14 protein-coding genes are annotated in these 17,823 nt (G+C 54.9%); 1 reads left to right on the top strand and 13 read right to left on the bottom strand.

Features of this window, described 5'->3' with window-relative positions:
* Window positions 1-17: 17 nt before the first annotated feature.
* Window positions 18-998 carry a DUF3187 family protein gene (locus CJD38_RS08140; RefSeq protein WP_161554190.1) on the bottom strand — a complete coding sequence of 327 codons (981 nt, stop codon included), beginning with the start codon at window positions 996-998 and terminating at the stop codon, window positions 18-20.
* Window positions 999-1,250: 252 nt separating this feature from the next.
* On the opposite strand from CJD38_RS08140, the gene CJD38_RS08135 reads away from it, so the two are divergent.
* Complete coding sequence (locus tag CJD38_RS08135) at window positions 1,251-2,321, top strand: 3-deoxy-7-phosphoheptulonate synthase (protein WP_107939847.1); 1,071 nt, start codon at window positions 1,251-1,253, stop codon at window positions 2,319-2,321.
* Between the two features lie 71 nt (window positions 2,322-2,392).
* On the opposite strand, the gene CJD38_RS08130 is transcribed toward CJD38_RS08135, so the two are convergent.
* From CJD38_RS08130 to CJD38_RS08075, 12 genes are all read right to left on the bottom strand, one after another.
* The gene (locus tag CJD38_RS08130) at window positions 2,393-4,330 is read right to left on the bottom strand and encodes a CocE/NonD family hydrolase (RefSeq protein ID WP_107939846.1); all 1,938 of its coding nucleotides are present in this window, start codon (window positions 4,328-4,330) and stop codon (window positions 2,393-2,395) included.
* 98 nt (window positions 4,331-4,428) lie between these two features.
* Window positions 4,429-5,466 (bottom strand): DUF5924 family protein, encoded by a 1,038-nt coding sequence (locus CJD38_RS08125; RefSeq protein WP_161554189.1) that lies wholly within the window; start codon window positions 5,464-5,466, stop codon window positions 4,429-4,431.
* A gap of 153 nt (window positions 5,467-5,619) precedes the next feature.
* Window positions 5,620-7,602 carry an SDR family oxidoreductase gene (locus tag CJD38_RS08120; protein WP_107939844.1) on the bottom strand — a complete coding sequence of 661 codons (1,983 nt, stop codon included), beginning with the start codon at window positions 7,600-7,602 and terminating at the stop codon, window positions 5,620-5,622.
* 221 nt (window positions 7,603-7,823) lie between these two features.
* Window positions 7,824-8,339: a hypothetical protein gene (locus CJD38_RS08115; RefSeq protein ID WP_146165954.1), complete on the bottom strand. Its 516-nt coding sequence runs from the start codon at window positions 8,337-8,339 to the stop codon at window positions 7,824-7,826.
* An 11-nt stretch (window positions 8,340-8,350) separates the two neighbouring features.
* Window positions 8,351-8,938: a hypothetical protein gene (locus CJD38_RS08110; protein WP_146165953.1), complete on the bottom strand. Its 588-nt coding sequence runs from the start codon at window positions 8,936-8,938 to the stop codon at window positions 8,351-8,353.
* A 221-nt stretch (window positions 8,939-9,159) separates the two neighbouring features.
* On the bottom strand, window positions 9,160-10,080 hold the full coding sequence (locus CJD38_RS08105) for an outer membrane beta-barrel protein (RefSeq protein WP_107939841.1): 921 nt from the start codon (window positions 10,078-10,080) through the stop codon (window positions 9,160-9,162).
* A gap of 63 nt (window positions 10,081-10,143) precedes the next feature.
* Window positions 10,144-10,995: an Aq_1264-related membrane protein gene (locus CJD38_RS08100; RefSeq protein WP_107939840.1), complete on the bottom strand. Its 852-nt coding sequence runs from the start codon at window positions 10,993-10,995 to the stop codon at window positions 10,144-10,146.
* Between the two features lie 6 nt (window positions 10,996-11,001).
* Window positions 11,002-11,862, bottom strand: a complete 861-nt coding sequence (locus CJD38_RS08095; protein ID WP_107939839.1) for a thrombospondin type 3 repeat-containing protein — start codon at window positions 11,860-11,862, stop codon at window positions 11,002-11,004.
* Window positions 11,863-11,871: 9 nt separating this feature from the next.
* Window positions 11,872-13,590 (bottom strand): hypothetical protein, encoded by a 1,719-nt coding sequence (locus tag CJD38_RS08090; RefSeq protein WP_107939838.1) that lies wholly within the window; start codon window positions 13,588-13,590, stop codon window positions 11,872-11,874.
* Window positions 13,583-14,215, bottom strand: a complete 633-nt coding sequence (locus CJD38_RS08085; protein ID WP_107939837.1) for a hypothetical protein — start codon at window positions 14,213-14,215, stop codon at window positions 13,583-13,585. Before CJD38_RS08085 ends, CJD38_RS08090 begins: the two co-directional genes overlap by 8 nt.
* 87 nt (window positions 14,216-14,302) lie before the next feature.
* Window positions 14,303-16,738 (bottom strand): hypothetical protein, encoded by a 2,436-nt coding sequence (locus tag CJD38_RS08080; RefSeq protein WP_107939836.1) that lies wholly within the window; start codon window positions 16,736-16,738, stop codon window positions 14,303-14,305.
* 134 nt (window positions 16,739-16,872) lie between these two features.
* Complete coding sequence (locus tag CJD38_RS08075; RefSeq protein ID WP_107939835.1) at window positions 16,873-17,820, bottom strand: sterol desaturase family protein; 948 nt, start codon at window positions 17,818-17,820, stop codon at window positions 16,873-16,875.
* Between the last annotated feature and the right edge of the window lie 3 nt (window positions 17,821-17,823).

Genomic DNA, 17,823 nt, shown 5'->3' with positions numbered 1-17,823 from the left:
GCTCCTACACCAAGTGCTTAGCGAACCGTTACGCCCACATGCAAACTGAAATCCGGTGATGAATAAGTCACCGGATCTTCTTGGAAAAACACGTCCATGCTCACCTTCGGCGACCAGCGATAAGTGCCGCCCATCGTTAGCTGTAAGCCAGGTTTTTTCAGGCTGTCGAGTTCGCTGTTCTTGTACAACGCGCTATGCGCGTAAAGCTGGCTGCGCAGCTCAAAGTTTTGCGTGACGAAGTAACCGAGTCCAACGCCGCCAAAGATCGCAGCGTTACGTTGTTGGTCCTTAAGTGCATCCGCTTTTTGCGCCACGGTTGCGCCGAGTGAGGCGAAGCCGTCCCAGCTGGAGCCCGCGTCAAACGGCAGAGCAAAGTCGCCCCACAGCGCGCCGCCCCAATTTCCGCCAGTGAGTTTGCTGTCGCTGCCTGTCGGCAGTTTGACCATGCCTCGCAGTGCGGCACCTTCTCCGACTTTCCAGCCCGCTGCGAGTTCGATATCGCCCAGCGTGGTGCCGCTTTGCTGCACATCGAGCACGGGGTTGCCGTTAACCACGTAGCTGATCTGACGCACGTCGCTAGCTGCGAGGGGGCGACCGCCATCGGGCAGGCCGAAGGTTTTGTGCCACTGATCAATAAAGTGATCCATGAAACCGCCGCCAACAATCAGCACTGGCAGTCGCGCGGAGAGTTCCAGATTATTGCCGATGCCCTGACGCCAGCTGAGCGCAAAGGCAGAAGTCTCGCCATCGATCGTGATGCTTTCGTTGAGACTGGAGTCGACGTAGTACTCGGTGGTGAGGTCGTAGTCCGCCGAAAAGCTGGACTGCGATGCACCGAGCACGCTGCTTTGACCAATGGCGGGCAGTGCAAAACTGCGTGCGAGCGTGCCTTGGTTATAGGCCGGCAATGCGTCCCAAGCGTAGACGTTACTGCTGCATGAAATGGCCGCGAGGACTGCGAGACGCGCAGTCCGGTTCAAAATCCTTTTTGATGTCACCCGCACTCTCCTTTTTGCGGCAGATAGATTGTTCTATTTTATGTACTTATAAATCTGTAACAAGCAAATAAGAACATCCCAATTAAACCCAATCGCAGTACGAGCGCATCGTGCGCTTGATTGCTGCAACTCAAGACCCCATATGAGATCGAGGCACGCTGCCAAGGACCTCACCTCTTGGCAGCTTACCCTGCGGCGCGTGGCTCTGTTAGCATCCCGCCCCCAAAAAGCTTTTTACACATTATTAGTGCCATGACGCTTGCTACTCAAAATCTGCGAATCAACTCGATCCGCGCTGTGTCCACACCTGCTCAGGTTCAGGCCGAGATTCCGTTAACGGAAGCCGCTGCCAATACCACCAGCACCACACGCACCGAGATTCAGAACATCTTGCAGGGCAAAGATGACCGTTTGTTGGTCGTCGTTGGTCCTTGCTCGATTCATGATCCTGCGGCTGCTTTCGATTACGCCGCGCGCCTCGCGCCGCTGCGTGAGCAGCTGAAAAAAGATTTGTTGATCGTGATGCGCGTGTATTTTGAAAAGCCGCGTACGACGGTGGGTTGGAAGGGTTTGATCAACGATCCTGAACTCAACGACAGCTACCAGATCGACAAAGGCCTGCGCGTTGCACGTAGCTTGCTGCTCAAGCTCAACGATCAAGGCATGCCAGCAGGCGTCGAGTTCCTCGACCTGCTCACGCCGCAATACCTCGCTGACCTCGTCAGCTGGGGCGCAATCGGCGCGCGTACGACGGAATCGCAGCTGCATCGCGAAATGGCGTCGGGCTTGTCATGCCCAGTTGGTTTCAAGAACGGCACCGACGGCAGCGTGAAAGTTGCAGTCGATGCTGTGCAATCTGCACGTAGCCCGCACCGCTTCTTGTCGATGACCAACGATGGCCAGATCTCCATTTTTGAGACAGCTGGCAACCCCGACAGTCACATCATTCTGCGCGGTGGTAGCCAGGGTACCAACTACGATGCGGGCGCAGTGGAAGCTGCAAGCGCAGTGATGACCAAGTCCGGTCAGCAGCCACTGATCATGATCGACTTCTCGCACGCCAACAGCTCCAAGCAGCACAAGCGTCAGATTGTTGTTGGTCATGACGTTGGTAGCCAGCTCGCTGCAGGCGACAAGCGCATCATCGGCGTGATGGTTGAATCGCACATCGTTGAAGGCCGCCAAGAAATTGGTCCACGCGACAAGATGGTCTACGGCCAGAGCGTTACCGATGCGTGCATTCATTGGGATGACACCGCTGAACTGCTGCGCAATCTTGCTGCTTCGGTAGAAGCGCGTCGTGAGACGGTTGCTAAGGGTTAAAGAGTTTTCATCAGTAATAAAAAGGCCCGCAATCGCGGGCCTTTTTATTTGTGCCGTCGCGGGAATGACGGTTATTTGAGAGCAGTCACCGGAACGACCGGCAATACAACGCTTGATGGATGTGCTGCATCGCTATAAATCGTGAGTCCGCCGATGAGGCCGTTCACGAGATTTGGCAGTGGCGGCAAACCATGTGGAAAGTCGCTGGCGCCAACCGAGATGCGAAGCTTGTGGCCTGCCTTGATCATCGCGCTCGTCGGGAAAATTTCGACAGGCATCAACACCGGCGTGCCACTGGTCACAGGCAACACAGCTTCTTGTGTGAAGGGGTGCCAAGGCTGAATGCGCTGACCATCAAGTTTGCGTGAACGTGTTTCATCTACGGCGCGCATCGATGCAGTGAGCAGCCCATTGCTGATCGGCGTAACCGTGCTACCAAACACATCGTCTACGCGGACTGACAAACCTGCGTCGGTACCCGTCGTCGCAATCCAGATATCGGCTGCAATCGGACCGTTGAAGTAATAGTCCTCTGTCATCGCTGGAGTTTCGTAGTGAACATCCAGGGCTTCAGCCAGCGTGTTGTCCTTGAAGCAGGACAAAGGCAGCAGGCCAAGCAAGCCAGCAGTCCACTGCGAAGTGCTAGCTGAGCAAATGCCACTCACTGGTTGTTGCAACGCAAAGTTGGTGGCTTCGTCTGCAGTCGGCGCAGTCAGCGAAAGGCTCTTGTCGCCACGCAAAAATAAACGCTGTGCTTTTGCTTGTGGATGCGGCCAGTCACTCGCGGTAACGTAGTGGCCTTCGCCATAAACGTATTGCGTCACGTTAGGCAATTTGTTGGCGCCAACATTCATGCCTTTCACGTATTGGTCGAACCATTGCAGCGTGATGTGATCAAGTACAGGCACGCCATCGAGCGGTAGGTTGGCGCCCATTGCAGCGTCGACGTGTGTCCAAGGGCCGATCAGCAATTTAGTTGGCGTGTGGTTCTTCAACGCTTCGTACAACATCGGTTCGCCGCGCTGGAAAATGTCCTGCAAGCCGCCAACGATGAATGTCGGAATCTGAATTTTTCCAGCTTGTTCGATCGGTGAGCGGCTCGCCCAGAAGTCGCCATCAAACGCAGTGTCAGGATCACCGACAACTGCATTCAGAATAGTTGGTACCTGGAAATTAGTGACGGCGCTGAGTACGCGATCGAGTTCTTGCTGCAAGCCTGTTGCAGGATCGAGAACAATATTCGGATCAAGCACACCGAGTGCGGTGACGAGTCCAAGCCAGAGTGGAATGAAGCCGACGTTGACCTGCCCGCCGTTGAAAACGATATCGCGATAAGCATCGCCCATCGGCACAATCGGGAACATCGCTTTCACTGCCGGATCTTGCTGCGCAGCAGAAAGCACGGCAGTGATCGCCAGCAGAGACGCACCGTAGAGACCAATGTTGCCGTTGCAGAACGGCTGCGTTGCCACCCAACGAATGGTTGGTTTGTAATCGCCTTGTTCGGTTGCGCCAAAGGCTTCCCACTGGCCATCAGATGCGCCGGTGCCGCGCTCATCCACGATCACATGCGCATAGCCATGTGAAACCAGATAAGTGTTCGCGCCACCAATGGCTGGCACGTAGGTGCCTGCGGCTTTGTTGTAACCCGTGATCGTCAGAACAGTTGGAACTGGATGATCAACTGCTTTGCCACTGGCATCTGCAGGCAACACGATAGTTGCCGCGAGCTTGGTGCCGTCGGCCATCGTGATGGTGTCTGTGCTGGTGACAGATTTGGGATAAGTGGCTTCAGGGTTGTAATCAACCCAGTCGCTAGTCGCTTTAATTGGCACATTCTTTTTTGCCAAGGTGCCGCGGGTGCCGTTGGTGGTCCAGCCATTGCTGCCGGAACCTTCTGACGACGAGCCATCCGGCGAGCTGCTTCTGCTGCAACCAGCGCTAAAAACAATCGCAGCAACTATCGCTGCAACACCGATATGCCGCATGGCTTTGATTGAACGTTCCATCTTTCTCCCCCACTTCTTATATGTAGTTCTATTTTAGCCGCTGCGCTCGAGGCAGCTATGGCCGAAAAAGTCTGCGTATTGTCGCTCAGGCAGGCCCCTTATGACACCCTGAAATTCATGCGTGCAATCAGCTGTCCATCCGGAGTGCGCAGGTTTACCGTCCAACGCCCACGAGATTCCAGCGGAAAGTTCTGTTTGCGGCTGTAAGTACGGAACCCTTCAGCGCGGCCGCCCTTGATGGTGGCTGGAATGTTGTCCAGCAGCTCGGACTCATGAATCCACTCAAACCTTACGGACTGTGCGAGCCCCAGCGGCGCATGCACCGAGACGAACGCATCAATCCCATTGGCCAGATCCGCGGCGGAAATGGTTTTTAGTTCCGCGCCGGGTTGTAGATCATCCGACACCGTTGCCGTGATCACCGACTGTTTCACGACCAAGCCTGCCGGCGGAATATGCGAGCGCGCAAACCATACAACGGCGAGCACTGCGAGCAGCACACTGATACGCAGACAGCCACGCAAGCGCGATGCGCCCCTGAACAAACGAGGCACGCAGAGCAATGTCAGCACTGCTGTTAATGCAAGTGATAGCGGCACAGCTTTTTCGAGCGGCAATTGCAATGCAATAGGCAGAACAACGAGGCCGGCCAGAAAACTACAGAACGCATGAAACGCAACGCTACGCGCTGCGGTACCTGCAATGCGGCTTGTATAGAGCGGATCCACCGTGCAACCCACGGCTGCGATGATCGCTGCGCCAGTGAAAATGATCTGACCCGCATCATCGTGAGTTGCCGCGATCAGGAATGGCAGAGCGAAAAACAAAATCTCGATTTGCAGTGACTGCGTCGCAAAGTGCACCAGATTTTCACTCAGTCGCCCGCGAGTCACTCTTGCAACCCAATTGCCGAGGAAGTCTTCCGCCAGCAATGCAATCCAACCCAACAAGGTTAGCGCCGCAATCAATCGCGACAAATGCTCCCCTCGTTGGACTAGAGCGAAACTAAGCCAACCCGCCGCAAAACTGAGCAAGGGCAATAGCCAGGGATACCGCTGGTTAAACGCCAACGCACGCTCAAGCCAACGCGATAAACGCGAAGCTGTTGGGATGGTGGGATCGATTTGCTCTGTCAAAAGAAAATGCCAAACGTAGGGTGGGTTCGCGCAGCGTAACCCACCATTTCTGAAAGTTCGGTGCGGTGAGCAACGCTCAGTAATTGCTCCGCCCTCGTGCGCTAATCCACCCAACAAGATGGATTAGCGCCGATAGAAGACCGCAGGGTCGACTTAGAAATACTCACCCTTAAACACGTTCGCGAACACCACCTGTTCCAACGAAGGCTTGTTGCCCTCTTTGCGGCCCTTTGCAGCAGCCGATGAAGGGAACAGGTTGTAGCCCTTGTTGAGGAAGTAGTCGTTCATCTTTGGCCACAGTGCGTAGCTGATCGCGGCGGCAGTGCCGAGCGGAGTGGCGACAGACTTAGGACGGCTGATGATGGCTTTTACAACAACGTTCGCGGCGTGGTCGGGTGACCAGGTCGGCACGTAGTCGTAGACCTTGGTTGGCGCAATCATCGGCGTGCGCACCAGCGGCATGTAGATGGCGGTGATCTCGATGTTCTTGTGCTTGACCTCAGCAGACAAGCAACGCGAGAACGCATCAAGTGCGGCCTTGCTCGCAACATAGGCGGAGAAGCGTGCAGCGTTGGCGAGCACGCCAATCGAGCTGATATTGATGATCTGACCCGAGCGGCGATGCGCCATGCTCGGCAGCAAGCCCAGAATCATGCGCACAGCGCCGAAGTAATTCAGCTGCATCGTGCGTTCGAAATCGTGGAAGCGCGTCGTCGATTCCATCACGCCGCGGCGGATTGAACGACCTGCGTTGTTAATCAAGATGTCGACGTGACCGAAGTCTTTGAGAATGGCGGCGATGCAATCATCAATCGCCTTCATGTCGTTGAGATCGCATGGATACACATGCGCTTCACCGCCAGACTTTTGAATGATCTGCTGGGTTTCTTCCAGCTTCTCGCGCGTGCGTGCAACCAGAATTACTTTGGAACCAGCAGCGCCGAGTTTCTTGGCGACGTTGAAGCCAATGCCGGATGAAGCGCCCGTGACGATCACGACTTTGCCCGCGAGTTTTTGCATCGCGTTCTTCGGCAGCTTCACATTCAGATCAAGCTGTAGTTCCCAATAGGCCCAGAGCTTGTCGATGTAGTTCTTGATATCCGGGCAAGCAACGCCTGTGCCCTTGAGCGCGGCGCGCGCATGCTTGTCATCGAATACCGCTTGGTTGCTGACGTAGCCGAGTACGGAAACTGGAACGCCAATCGCTTTGGAAATATTTTTCTTAACGGAATCTGGGATGCCACGCGTCACGCGATTCGTCAGTTTGCGCAGGCCCGGCGGTAGCGTTGGCACATCAAGCTTGCGTGCAAACTCGGGGCCGTGTGCGGCTTCAAGGATTGTTTGTAGCAAATCGCCAACGCTTGGCGAATGCGATTGAATCAGGTGAAACGCTTTGCCATCGAGACCGTTCTTGTGTGCGAGCGCATCCATCGCGGCAGCGACGTAATCCACTGGTGCCAATGGCACCTTGCCGCCTTCGATGCCGAGCAGTGGCAGCCACTTTGGAACAGCGTGGCTGATTTTTTGAATCGTCTTGAAGAAGTAATAAGGACCGTCAATCTTGTCCATCTCGCCGGTTTCGCTGTGACCCACAACGGCGCCCGGACGATAGATGCGGAACGGCACTTGCGATTCGTTACGCACGATCGCTTCTGACTGGAACTTGGTGCGGAAGTACGGATGATCGGTGCGCTGCCCTTCATCAAACATATCTTCGGTAAAGCGGCCGACGTATTCGCCGCCAGCAACCGCGATGCTGGATGCGTGGTGCAGACGCACTTCGCCGCCGAGATCATTCACAAACGCAACGAGGTTGCGCGTGCCTTCGTTATTGATTTTGTCGCCCTGCTCGTTCGACATATTCATGTCGTAAACAGCGGCGAGATGGAACACATGGTCGATCTTGCCTTTTAACTTTTTGAAGTCAGCGGCGGAAATAAGGCCCGGGGTGGTGATGTCGCCCGCCATCATGTGCAGGCGCTTGCCCGCATCGCCATAGCGCTCTTGCAGGGCTTCAAACTTGTCGACCGAAGATTCGCGGACCAGCACATAAACCTTGGCATCTTCACGAGCGAGCAAACGCTCCAACAGAAACTTGCCAATAAAGCCGGTCGCACCGGTGACAAAGTAGTTCATCGCAATCCCCAGAGAAATTTTCAGCCAGCAGTCATCTTACTGGTGTTCTATGACCGCATAACAGGCTCTTGGCGTCATTTTTGTGGCCGCAGCGGCCAATGTGCTGGCTGAAGGTTCACTCGGCGGACCGGGGCAGATATTGGATGTCTGGGGTTTATTGGCCTAACAAAAAACGCCACTGGACCATGAGTCCAGTGGCGTTTTAAGTTTCCGCGTGGGGTCTACCGAATGCCTTGGCGTGTCCCCATCGCTGGACGGACGAGCCACTTGGCAACGTCTTTGCCCAATGCGTCGCTGATCCGGTTAAGTGAGCCACAAGCTGAATAATCGAACATGCCCGCGCCACGGCTTGTTGCACGTTCCATTAGAAAATCACCAATGATTTGTCCGTTTTCACGGAGCTCACCGCGGATGCGCGCTGTCTTTTTACCGGTATAAGCGCCACCGCCCTGTGCATAGACGTACTCGGTTCGAATGCTCAGAACACGGCCAACTGCGGTGTCAATATTTGCGTCGGTCAGCTGTACATTCAATCCTCTATCTTTTGCCTCCTCGGCAATCATTTCTGGCAGCTCGATTGGGAAGCGACACTCTGCTCGAATTGCGTCGTTTGCTGCGCCTTCCACATAAGGAACCGTGCGCGGAATTGTGATCGATCCAGGATCAGCATTTGCAGCAAAGCTCAGAGCCGACAAGCTCAAGCTAAAAGTGCAAAGTAAAAAATTTTTCAGTGACAAATGAGGCTCCATTAGTAAGCAAGATCACTAACGACGGCATTGCCTGCGCCGACGATTGCGGTGGCGATTGCCGAATCAATATTGGGGTAGCTGGGTGGTTGATCCCACGGCGGAGTGACAGATTGATTGCGCAGGCTGGAGGTGCTCCAAAGTATCTTGCCTGTCTTTAAATCAACCATCTGTCCGCTCGCTTTAGCCACGGCAATGGGCGGGCTAGTTGGAGCAAAACCAAAATAGGTACGACTGGTTCCCACTTGATCAAGGCTCAGCAAGAGCAAGCGGTCAATTCCATCGCTGCGTTGAAGCGCTGAATAATCGCGAAGGGCAATGTACTTTCCTTTACTGGAGGAAGACATTTCAGGATATTGCGCGGGGTCCACTACACCCGGAACAATTTTTACAGTTAGCCCACGCGCCTTGAGTTTGTCGGCTAGCTGCAGCTGCACTTGCTGGAATGCACGTGAATCAAAACTTTCCAGATGCGTGGTTAGGTCCGACGCCGCTGCAGCATTGATGGCGAGATCTAAAAAGCCCTGCGCGCCGGATTTATAGGTATCACCTTTGGGCATTGGAGCAACCGCGATGCCGATGATGGCCATCTTGTCGTTCCAGATAGACGCGTCAGATGCAACGATTGCAGTGCGTGTTGCGCAGCCGGATAGCAAACCAACCGTGGCAATCGCAGCAAACAGTGTGCGAGCAGGGGCAGCCTTATGGAACAAGCCCGTGGACCCAAACCTTTTTTTGTTGAACAGCTTATAAATTTTTATGTACTGCAGGCTGTGAGGGGGCACAAGTGCACCCTCACAGCTGCGAGTGATTAGTGCTGCAAATCTTTTTCGTTGACCCATCCCTTGAGGCGTTCACCGCTGACCAACCACCACGAGCCTTCGGCGTTATCAATGCGCTGTGAATCCAGACGCACGGCCTGACCATTTGAGAGCGTCGTTGCAATAGCGCTTTTGGTCGACGGTTGGCCGCGAACCGCACCGCCCGCAATAACTACAGCCGGAGAACCGGCAACAAATTGAGCTTGTGGCGCTACAACTGGCGCTGCCGCTACGGGTGCATACGTTTGCGGAGCTGCATAAGGCGCAACATAAGGTGCGGCCTCAGGGATCGGTGCAGGTACCTGCACGGCAGGTGTATATACCGGGGCTGGCTGATAGCGTGGCGCAGGTTCAGCGCCGCCAAATGCAAACACAACACCAAGGTTGAAGAGCGTCACGTTGCTCTTGTGTCCGGAATCTATGCCAGGGAGATCTTTAACGTTGAGGAGGCCGCCAATGTCGGCGCGGAAACCAAAGTTGCGAGCGACCATCCAGTCAACGCCGAAAGCGTAGGTCGCACCGCTACTGGTTTCTTCGACGGAGCCACCTCCAGAGGTGTCTTTCAGTTTGGAATCACCGGTGTAATAACCGACCTTGGCAAAAAAGCCAGAACCCTTTCGATCGAATTTGCCGAAATAACCGACGGATGCTGCTTGGCCTTTAAATGACAATGCGACATCCAAGCCGTCGACGTCGTTATCGCCCGTGGTGAGATAAGCCACTTCAACCATCAAGGGAACGGTTTCGCCGCGATAGCCGGCAAATATTTGGCTGCCGAAGCCACGTTTCACATCGTCGTACTTACTGAATTCGGACATAGTGCCGGTCGCGCCGAGATAAACAGCCGCAGAACTAAGCGGGCTGAAAGACAGCAGCGCGCAGGCCGCAATGGCCTTACTGGATAAACGCATGGACAACTCCCTGATATCGAGTTTTATTTGATTTTTACAACTGCGAGCCCCACTCGCAGTGTCTCAATAATCGCCTTCGCGGTGCCGTGTTGCAATAGACCGTTCGGCTAATTGCTTTAATCGCGCGTCTCTGTCTTTGTCGCTGGCCCAAATCACATCTGGGAACAGCAGCACTCGCAGCAGGCCAATCAGCATCCACATGTAACTAATGCTGAAGAGGATTCCGCAGAGCATCGATACGTATTCAAAACTGGCATCGATGTATTTGATGCCCCACCATGAGATCACGTCGGTGAGTGATGCAGCGAGGCCTACGGGGAACACCCATTGATAGGAACGGATGTGGGGGAACTGCAGGGAGAACGGAATGCCGATGATGAAGAAGCTGGTGGTGAAGCCGAACAGATGCGCGTGCGTCATCACGATGAGTTTGCCGAGTGACATCTCATCAAAGAATGCTTTGGTACTGCCGTGGAGTTGTAGCTGATACCAAATTTCTGATGCGCCGAAACAAAATGCGATGCCGAACAACACGGCAGCCATGGCGATGCCACGACGTGCGGCCGGAGGTAGATCGCGCAGGTTGATATCGAAACTGTGCTTGTCGAATGGGACCAGCCACCAGACGGCAAAATTCAAGAAAAAGAAAAATGCGACCAAGGCCAGCGGGGTGCCGATGGTGAGCCAGCGCGATTTCTCGGCTGGCACTTCGACAATCTGCGCGTCTTGTACAGGCTTGTCGCTGAAGAAGTCGAAGTTGTCGCCCTTGGCAGCGGGTGCCGCTTGTTGCTGCGTCGTGCTGGCTGCCGCAGCCTGATCTTGCTGTGCGGCGTTTTGTGCCAAGGCACGAACGCCAAACAAACCTGACAGCAGAATGACAGCGAGAAAAATCTCAATCAGGCGTTGTTTAAACATGTTTTCTTAAGCGCTCTTCAATCGCACAAAAAGAAGTGTGCCTGCTTTCTTCACCGCAGCCGTAATCGCGGCATCCAGATCATTGCCTTTGGCGGCTGACAGTTTGTCTACAGCAACGCCGTTAAAGCTTGCGTAGACCGTGCTCTTAGCCGCCGCAGGCATGCGTTGCGTGTTCATCGCTTTGACCGCGATGACGTTCAATTGGCGATCAGTTGCGAGCATCAGGAAGAAATCTTTGCCCTGATAGTTCGCCGCAAAAATGATCGCAGTGCCAGCAGGGCGCTGATCCTGTAGCGGAATGTAGATGGTGTTCTCGTCAGCTTTGGACAGCGTTGCGCCGAGCGTTTTGGCGCGTGCGATGTCGGCGTCGGTTAACACCGCATCTTTCGGCAGATAGGCGCGTATGCCGGGAAACTGCGCTTGCACTTCTCTTGGAATCAAGCTGGCGGTATCGAGCCAATCGCCGGGCGTTTTAGGCGTTGATGCTTTGCTGCCGGGATTGGATTTGGCTTGTGCTTCGACTGCATTGGCAAAGCCGTCGCCATCGGAATCGAGTTTGGCGATTTTGTCGAAAGCGGCGAGATTCTTTCCGGCTTCTTTAAATTGTTTGCCGAATGGATCGAGCGTCGAGCCGCCGCCGTCGGTGTGGCAGGCGTTGCAGGAAGGTGCGTAGCCGTATTGCTGCTTGTAGTAGCGCGCGAAGGTGGGTTCGGCAACTGCTTGGGCCGACACCATCAGCAGCGTCATCCCCACGAAGGCGGGACAAAAGCGCGCAGCGCGTTGAACGCCCGCTTGCGGGCGGCCCGAAGGGCGAGCGTAGCGAGTAATCCAGTGTTTGTTTGCCAGTAATGACGAAAAGCTATTCATGCTCACTTCCTAAAAATCAAACAAAGACGGCACTGTCTTGCGCATGTCTTCCAACAGCTTCGGATTCTTCGCCATGCTTTCTTCCAGCATTTTGTGCTGGTGAGAATCTGGCGGCGGCATCAGCTTATTCGCCTTATCGGTATTGCGGTAGCGTTCCCAGTCCAGCGCATCACGGATTTCGGATTTGGCTTTGATATTGGCCAAGGTTTCTTCTTCTGTTGTACCCGCCATAAAGTTGAGACGCTTGCTCGGATTGCCGCGGTGGCAGGCGAAGCAATAGTGCTCAAAGTTCTTGAGTGGTGAACCATCACTGATCTTGAGCGGTGGCACGCCCAGCACAACAGGCGGCGATAATTCTTTGGTATCCAAGCAGCAATAACCAAAATTGGTTTTGTTGCCGAGTGCGGCAAGCAAGCCTTTGATCGCTTTAACACGCGAAAACGGTGTCGGCGTGAATAGCGATGCATCCGCGTGGTCGACAGAAGCCAGCAAGACATCGAGTTTGTAATCCGCGGCTTCTTCAAGCTGTTTGAAATCCGGGACCGTGATCATTGACGCCAGACCAAATGCACCGTCGATATCTTTTGCAGTGAGCACGCGCAGCGGTGGGCGTGGACTCAGGGGATCAAGATCAGCGGGTAGTTTAGGCAGGCGATCAAAGGCGTCGAGATCTTCGTTGCTCTTTGCGCCGGGCTCGGTGGACTTGGGCGTGAAAAGCGAACGCCACCAGCCTTTGATGCCGCGGGACTCAGCGAGTGGATCACGATTACGCAAACTCTTTTGCCCGACGGCTACGCCTTCGCTTGGCCAGCTCTTAGCTTGTAACGCACGCAACGTTTGAGCATCAGCTTGGGTGGCATCGAACTCTGCGGGATTCCACAAATAGCGCAGTGCAACTTTCAGCATTTGCTTGCGGCAGTCGGCGCTATCGGCACAGGCATCCACCCAGATCTTTTGGGTGGCGACAATGAAGTTGCCGACTTCTGCGAGTTCGTCGATGCGCTCGGGCACTGATAAGGGAATGCTCATCGGCACGCCGAGATAAGCCATGTCGCTGCCGCGCGCTTCACGAAGCTTGGCAGCGATTTCTGGTTGTGCGTTGGTTTCATTCCAAGGGCGCTGTGGGAAAATCGGCGCGCCTGCTTGGTGGCAAGTCGTGCAGATCGCGCGGCGTGCGTAGACGATGCGCGGCACACCGCCGGGGCGATAATCCTGAACCAGCTGAAATTCGAAGCGACCTGCGGCTTCGTTGTAGCTGATGACTTCAATCTCGCCCGCATTCTCAACAAAGCCAAGAAAGAGCTGACCGCGTGGTGCAAGACCTAAAGCGGCAGAAGTGTTTGGGGCTTGGAAATCCGCTGCGAGCAACAAACGTGGATGCACGAAATCTGCTTGTGCCTTGAGCAGCGAGCGACCTTGTGGAATTAACAAAGTCAGCGGCGCTTGACCTTCTGGTGCTTGCTTGGCGATCAGTGCGACGAGCTTTTCAAACGGATACGGCAGCACATCGTTCTGCGCAATCAGATGATCAAACAGTGAGCGCGTGCCTTCTGGTGGCAAGTCTTCAGTCGAGATTGATTTTGCGGTGAGAGCAGCGGCGCGTGTACCGGCATCGTTGACGCGATCTTTGACTGACGGCGCAGAGAGCGCAGTGCTTGTCGGACGCAGCCACCAGACGGTGCCGGCCAAAACGACGAGCAATAAAACAATCCAACGAACTTTATTCACGTTCAATTCGCCACGCGACATACGCAAAAGCGCCGTATGACAGCAACGCCATGCCTGCGAATGCGAGTGCAGAAGGTGGCGTTGGGCCGTAGGTATTTCCGATTTGGATCACTGCCAACACGGCGCCAAAGATCCACATGGCTTTCGCGTGTTGTGGACAGCTGCGTGCGTACAAGGCAATTGCGCCTGCGAGCAGCGTCAGTTCCAAAGCGGTTGCAGCGAAGGCGTGATTCCAAAGGCCAAGACCGACTTTGTGAGATTCATCGAACAACGCCAAGTCGCCCGGGTGCATCGGATAATCGAGGAACCAGTGCGATAACACTGCGAGCCCAACCAGTGCTGCAGCTGCCGCGCCATCGCGACGACGCCAGAGAAAATACAAAGCGCCACCAGCCAGCGCCCAGATCGCTGAAGCAAGCAGGCTGTGTGTGTATGGCATGTAGTAAAGATCGAGCGGCAGGACTTCAGTGAAGCCTTTAATGTAACGCGCCTTCTTGATGCCGAGCAGCATCAGCGTTCCCCAGCCGATATCGACGGCCTGCACAGCGACGAACAACACCCATAGTGGAATTGTGGGCTTGGCTGCTTTGATGGCAAGGCTGGCGCTGTAGTGTCCGACGAACATTTGTGTCTCCGGTGGCGCTTATGCAGAAGCGGCAGTGAAGATTTCCTCACTGCCGCTTTTGTTTCACATGATTACGCAGCGCACTCTTTACATCATCTTCAAGAATTCACGCAGCGCCATCTTGTCGTCTTTGCTCAAGCTGATGCCGAACTGGTGACCTTTGTTTTCCACCTGATCATCGCACTTCATAAACAGCGGACTGTGCGGATTGCTCGAGGTGAAATTGGCCAACGGCGTGCCTTTCGCAACCGGCAACTTGATCGGACCTTGACCATCTTCACGCGGCGCGAGTTTGAAATCGCGGTCGGTGACGGTGATCTTTTGTGGGCGATGGGGTTTGTCGTTCGGATTGTCCGACATCATCAGTTCGTCATACGCAATTTCAAACTGCTTAACGCGGCCGCGGACGGAAGCATCAAGCGTTTTGCCGTCTTTGAGGAAAGTGACTTCGCCGATTGCGTTGTTATGCAGGAATGGCGCGGTGGCCCAGACCGACAACAGTGAAATGTTACGCAGATAACCAGGGCCGCCTTCAATCTTGCGCTCACCGACCTTCATACCGCCAAGGCCAGGAATCATGCGGTTGATGACTTGCGGCACAACACCCGGCGAGGCGCGCTTCTTGTAATCCTCTGAGGAGAATTCTTCGAAAATATGGCCTTGACTGTGGTTGTCGTGCAGCGCGCGGCATGAATTGGTGCCGATGATATTGAATGCGGTCAGCTCATCGCTGCCGAGCCAGTCCTGACCAAAGACATCTTTCTCTGCGAACTGTTTCGGACGCAGTTTGCCGCTCTTGTCTTTGCCCATGTACTTGGCTTGGAACTCTGGCGAGTTGCGTTCGGCTTCGGAGAATTCGATCTGCCAGTAATCTTCTTTGCCAAAGACGTGACCGGCGTAGAAACGTTCCAACGCAGCTTTGTCATTGCGCACATTTTCTGGCGCGACCAGCGAGCTATGGCAGCCCGCACATTCGCGCGCAAAAATCTTGCGGCCTTTTGGAACGAGTGCGGTGTCGATCATCTGCGTACCTGGCGTGCCATCGACATCTTTGGCGCGCATCAAATACGTGGGGCCGCCGGTGACGAGGAACGCGGCGAGATCATCCATCTTGGCGTCGGCGTAATTCCAAGCATCGCAATCCTTGGCGCATTGTTTGATGCGGAACGGACGTTGCGAGGTCTTGTCACCAAACAGTGCGCCGGGCTCAGGGAAGTTCGGTGCCCAGCATTCTTCGGTACACATGCCGATGTTGACGTAAACGCGGATAAGCGCGAGGTGATCGCCAACGGTGTCTTCACCACCTTTGAGCACATGCTGCGTGCGGCCGGGTTTGATTTCGCCCGTGATCGGGTCCTTCATCATTTCCGTGAATACGCGACGGTTATGGAAGTCCATGATGTTGTTTTGCGTGCCCGGATTATTCTGGAAATCGTTGGCGACCAGCGAGGTATCGATGGTGCCGCGACGTCCGGCTTGCAGTGCCATGCGTGCCAGTGAATCTGCTGGCGCGCCTTGGAAGAACATGGTCGGCTGATTGATGTGTTGATTGCCGATCAGTGCGTTGATGTTTTCCCACTTCGGACTGTTGGGATCCGCCGGCGGATTGGTTGGATCAAACGAGACGTGGCATTGCACGCAAGGATGACCAATGATGAATCGCTTGTTCTTCTTCAGCTCGTCCGCTTGATAAGGCGAAGAAGCAGGATCGAATACGACCTTGCCCGTGCTGTCTTTGGTCGGGTCTGCAAAATATTTGCGATAGCCGAGCACGCCAGAAGAATGCGGATCCGCGCACTTGTCCCACCAGTTGGTGCTGGCATCGCCTTCGGTGCAATCCGGATCGTTGATCACGCCATATTTAGTGAAACGTGTTTTGCGCTCGCGCGTATCGAGCCACGGATACCAAATGTCGGCCTTGCCGTTTGGCACGGTGCGTGAGAAATGCAGGTACGGTTCGTCTTGGTTGCCGAAGGTGCCTTTAAACCAAACATCGCGACCTTTGCGAACTTGTTCGCGCAGCGCCTTGGCTTTGGCTGGATCTTTAACGTCTTTGAACAACGAGTTCACATAGCGGCAAGATTCAGCGTCGTAACCGGTCGGCTGTGGTTTGTCGCAAGGTGGCGGTGCGGGTTGTGGAATTGGCACCACGTCCCAAGTGATCGGGCCTTGGAATTCATGCGTACTAGGGCCGGTGCCCTGATGCCAGACTTTGCGTGCAGCGAGCGTGGCGTAATAGTTCTGATCCAACCACTCGCGCTTGGCGGCGAGTTGCGGTGTGCCTTTGTAAACGCCCATCGGCAGCAGATCACGTTGTAGCAAATCTTCTAAAGAAATCGAACGCAGCGTGGCGCTGTAAGGCGCGGCGGGTACAGGGTACTTACCGGCTTCTGGCCAAATTTGATCATTGACCGCGACAGGAGCTGCTGGAGCCGGAGCGGTTTTGTTCGTGGTTTTGCTATCAGCGGCGGCGGCCACGAGTGGCGCGCACAGGAGCATCGTCAGAGCGAGCTTCTTGAACATGATTTTCCCCAATTCATTTCGCGGGTTGCAGCGTCCAGAATCCCCTCGCTGCGCGTGCCACAGTCTAGGTAGATGCTGGAGTCTGCACAAGCAAGCTCCGTATGGGCTGGAATGGCATGTTTATGAACACGCAGTCATTTTTGTGAGCGCTTGCGTTTCTTTGGCGAACGATCCGATGCCGACGTGGCTGGGAAGTGGTTAAAAGGCATCAGCAAGGTATGAATGCTGCCACTGCTGCGCGTCGCCGGGATTTCTTCTACGCCTGTGAGTGGCGCTGCGCCCTTTTGTGCGGAGCGCGATTTGTAAGTGCCGAAAAGGCGATCCCAGAAGATGAAGGTGGTGCTGTAGTTGTAGCGATCTTCCGGCGCCAGCACGGAATGATGAATGCGATGCAGTGAGGGCGTCACAAATAGGTAGCGGGCCAAGCGCTCCAGCCGTGGTGGCAATTGAGCATTGGCGTGCGTGAAGTAATCGACAGTGAGCGTAAGCAATGCATTCGCCATCAGCGCGTACCACGGCATGCCTAGCGCTAGCGCCGGCGCCAACATCCACGCTGTGGTGATGGCGCCTTCAAATGGATGGAAGCGCAAGCCGGTGGTGAGATCAAAATCGCGATCACTGTGGTGCACGCGGTGGATGCGCCAGAGCCAGGCCCAGTGATGCATCAGTCGATGAAAAAAGTAATGCCAGACATCGAGCACCAGAATACAAATCAACGTGATCAGTATCTGGTTATCAAAAGTGTCTGTGAGCCAGCCACTGCCGTAGGAAACCTGATAGCTCACCGCCAATAGCACGATGGCTTGCCCGAGCTTCGAGCCGATCAAAATATTGAGCGCCCACATCAGGCCGTTAGCAGGCCAGCGTTGCCAGACATTCATTTGCAGAGCTTGCAGTGGGCTCAGTATTTCCCAAGCAAAGACGGCGATGAAAAACAGCAGCATCGGCAACACATAAATCATTTCGGTGTCGAACGCCCACAACACTGCAGCGAAGACGGCGCAGGGTAATAAAATCTGCGCGCTGCGTGCGAGCACGATAGCGGCTGAGAATGGTTGCTGAGTTTGTGGCGTGCTAGACATGCG

This window comes from Stenotrophobium rhamnosiphilum (assembly GCF_003052265.1).
GTDB lineage: Bacteria > Pseudomonadota > Gammaproteobacteria > Nevskiales > Nevskiaceae > Stenotrophobium > Stenotrophobium rhamnosiphilum.
The sequence above is the reverse complement of the archived record's forward strand: the minus strand, read 5'-3'. Positions and strand labels throughout refer to the sequence as shown.